Here is a 3,324-nt window from a genome sequence, read left to right as displayed (position 1 = left end):
ATGTCCAGTTGCTGCCGATGCTTCAATTCTTCGGGGGTGTAGCCGACAATCTGGGCAAAGGCATCGTTGACCTGGATAAATCGCCCCTGCAAGTCCACAAGGGCAATTCCATTGGGGGCCAGCTCAAAAATCTGCCGAAAATGGTTGGCGCTTTGTTGCCAGGCTTGCTCTATACGACGCCGTTCGGCTTCCAGTTGCTTGGACTCAGTGATGTCTTCGACGATCCCTGCCACCCGATAGATTTTGCCCTCTTTGTCGGCGATGGGAAAAGTGCGTTCCCGCAGCCAAATCAGGCGGCCATCGGTGCGATAAATGCGGAAGACGACATCGGTGGATTTGCCCTCCGATTGGGCTTTGAGGATGGTGGGGAACAACCAGCGGTCGTCGGGGTGGATCTGGCGGATCCAGGCTTGGGGGTTGGCGTAGGCCTCTTCGGCGGAGCGGCCCCAAATGGCTTCACAGGCTGGGCTGACGTAGATCAGCTCTTTGCTGTAGACCGTTGTAATCCAAAACAGTTGTTGCGTATTCTCTACCAGTTGCAGAAAACGATGCTCGCTCTCTCGGCGGGCTTCTTCCAATTGTTGTTGTCGTTCTTTAAGTTGACGGGATGCTGTGATGTCGGTAACAAATCCTTCAAAATAGAGGGGATCCCCTTGGTCGTTGTAGATGGTACGGGCATTTAAAGAAATCCAAATTAGCCTGCCATCTTTACAGCAGACTTGGTGTTCAAAATTCACAACTTGACCTTCTCTCAGCATGCGCTGGATGAATTCGGCTCGCTGCTCCGGATCGCTATAGATTTGGGTGCCGATATCGGAGACGTTGTGCATCAAATCCTCAGGGGATTCGTAGCCGAAAATATGGGCCAAGGCCGGGTTGGCAACCAGGTATTTGCCCTCTAGGGTGGTTTGAAAAATGCCTTCGACGGCGTTCTCGAAGATCTGCTGGTAGCGGGCAGCAGTGCTGCGGCTGTCCTGCAGTTGGGATTGGAGCTGCTCGAGGGTTTGCCGATGCTCCTGGGCCTGGAGAAGGATTTGCTTCAGGCTGAGGGCAACGAGGTCAATCTGTTCCCGTTCAAAGGAACTCAGTTGGCGAGGATGGCAGTCAAGCAGGTGCAGATCGGCCAACCGGATCCCCTGCTCAGTCTGCAAGAGGAAGGATTCATGAAAAGGCCATTGCTCAGCCCCAGGACTGGCATTGAGGTTGAAGGGTTCGCCGGCTGGGATCCCTTGCGGATCCCGGTAGAGGATCCCTTTTGAAGGCGAGTGGGGATCGGATCCCGGCTGATCCAGTTCCAGATAGACCAAAGGTACTTTCAACAGTTGACCCAACAATTGCAACAGCGGGTACAGCGCCGAAGCGGACTCAGTATCCGGTTCAGTTCGAAGGGACGGCCCTTCCCTGGGAGCAGCCTGCGGGGGAGCAAAACCGGTCACAACGGATCTTGGCGAGCGAGAGATGGGAGGTGACATGGGAAAACCTGGCCAAGGAGCTGGCTCAACCCAGTCCATCACGGTGGATCAGGAGCACCTGTTGGGTTGGTCTGTACAGGGAAAAAGAGCAAGGGATCCCCAGCAGGCGCGCCCACCCTGCACCCACTATACTTTAGCGATACTCTGGAGAAACTTTAGTGAAACATGCTGCTGACGGAGCTATCTTCATGAATGCGCCAGATCGCTTCCCCCAGCACATTGGCTACCGAGAGAACGGTTAATTCGGGAAAGTGCTGCTCTGGAGGGATGGGGATGGTGTTGGTGACGATCACCTCTTCAAATAGACCACCCCGCAGGCGTTGAATGGCCGGCTCAGAAAAAACAGGGTGAATGGCGCAGGCGTAAACCGCCTTGGCCCCCAGCTTGCGCAGCAATTTTGCCCCTTCCGAGATGGTGCCTGCCGTATCGATCATGTCGTCCACAAGGATGGCAGTTTTCCCCCGCACATCCCCAATGAGATTCATGACTTCCACATCGTTGTGGGCTTGACGGCGCTTGTCGATGATTGCCAGAGGGGCTTCCTTGAGTTTTTTGGCAAAGGCACGGGCACGGGCCACACCCCCCACATCGGGAGAGACGACCACAATGTCCTCGTCGAGCAAGCCCTTTTCCTTGAGGTAAGCCTGTAATACCGGCTGGGCGTAGACGTGGTCGAGGGGAATGTCGAAGTAGCCTTGAATCTGGGCCGAGTGCAGATCCATGGCCAGCACGCGATGGGCCCCTGCCTGGGTGATCATGTTGGCCACCAGCTTGGCGGTGATCGCTTCTCGTCCTGCCGTTTTGCGGTCGGCACGAGCGTAGCCGTAGTAAGGCAAGACGGCGGTGATCTGCCGGGCAGAGGCACGGCGACAGGCGTCAATAATGACCAGCAGTTCCATTAGGTGGTCGTTGACGGGGCGGCAGGTGGGCTGCACCAAGTAGACATCGGCACCCCGGATCGACTCTTGGATTTGGATGTACAGCTCGCCATCGGCAAAGCGCTTGCGCAACATCGGGCCAAGATCCATGCCCAAGTAACGCGCCACCTCTTGAGCCAGAGCCGGGTTAGCGCTGCCTGAGAAGATTTTGAGGCGGTTGCTATCCGAGATGGGTGGCAGGGGGGAAGGGCGGAGAAGAGGGGCAGGGCGAACCACAGATCGATGCTGAACTCGTCCGCAGCCAACGCCTAACGGCGAGCTGTCGCTATCGTAGCACCAGCACTTGCAACCTCAGCAACTGTATTCTTGGGGATTTTCTGGGGAGGCAGGTTACTATGAGCAGAATGAAGGTCGAGCTGCTGCACATCCACAAGCGTTTTGGGGCGGTACAGGCGAACCGCGATGTGTCCTTACGTGTGGAGGCGGGCACGATCCACGGCCTGCTTGGGGAGAATGGGGCCGGCAAAAGTACCTTAGTTAAGATCCTGAGCGGCTTTCTGCGCTGCGATCAGGGGGAGATTTGGATCGATGGGCAACCGGTTCGCATCGACAGCCCTGCAGCGGCCATTCGCCTGGGCATTGGCATGTTGCACCAGGATCCCTTGGATTTTCCTTCTCTGACGGTGCTGGAAAACTTTATTGCCGGGCAACGAGGGCGCTTGGGCTTGGGGCTGCGAGAAAGCCGGAAACGTCTTGAGAAAGCCTGTGAAGAGTTTGGTTTCAACCTCAACCCCGATGGAGCCATCGGCAGCTTGACGGTGGGGGAACGGCAACAACTGGAAATGCTGCGGTTGCTTTCCCTGGGGATCAACACCTTGATTTTGGATGAGCCAACGACGGGCATTTCTGCAGCGCAAAAAGATCTTTTGTTCGCGGCTCTGAGAAGGTTGGCGGAGCAGGGCAAATCGGTGATC

At 56.3% G+C, this 3,324-nt stretch carries 3 protein-coding genes; 1 reads left to right on the top strand and 2 read right to left on the bottom strand.

Features of this window, described 5'->3' with window-relative positions:
• Together NW837_RS10430 and NW837_RS10425 are read right to left on the bottom strand one after the other, a co-directional pair.
• On the bottom strand, nucleotides 1–1,472 hold a 1,472-nt coding region (locus NW837_RS10430), incomplete at its 3' end, for a PAS domain S-box protein (RefSeq protein WP_414331311.1).
• A 155-nt stretch (nucleotides 1,473–1,627) separates the two neighbouring features.
• Nucleotides 1,628–2,626, bottom strand: a complete 999-nt coding sequence (locus NW837_RS10425; RefSeq protein WP_011433256.1) for a ribose-phosphate pyrophosphokinase — start codon at nucleotides 2,624–2,626, stop codon at nucleotides 1,628–1,630.
• A gap of 119 nt (nucleotides 2,627–2,745) precedes the next feature.
• Between NW837_RS10425 and NW837_RS10420 the strand changes: the two genes are divergently transcribed.
• A partial coding sequence (locus NW837_RS10420) for an ATP-binding cassette domain-containing protein (protein ID WP_414331309.1) occupies nucleotides 2,746–3,324 on the top strand: 579 nt, incomplete at its 3' end.

The sequence above is a fragment of the Synechococcus sp. R6-10 genome (assembly GCF_047461815.1).
In the GTDB taxonomy this organism is placed as follows: Bacteria; Cyanobacteriota; Cyanobacteriia; order Thermostichales; family Thermostichaceae; genus Thermostichus.
Note: the sequence above shows the minus strand (reverse complement) of the source record. Positions and strands in the feature narration are given on the sequence as shown.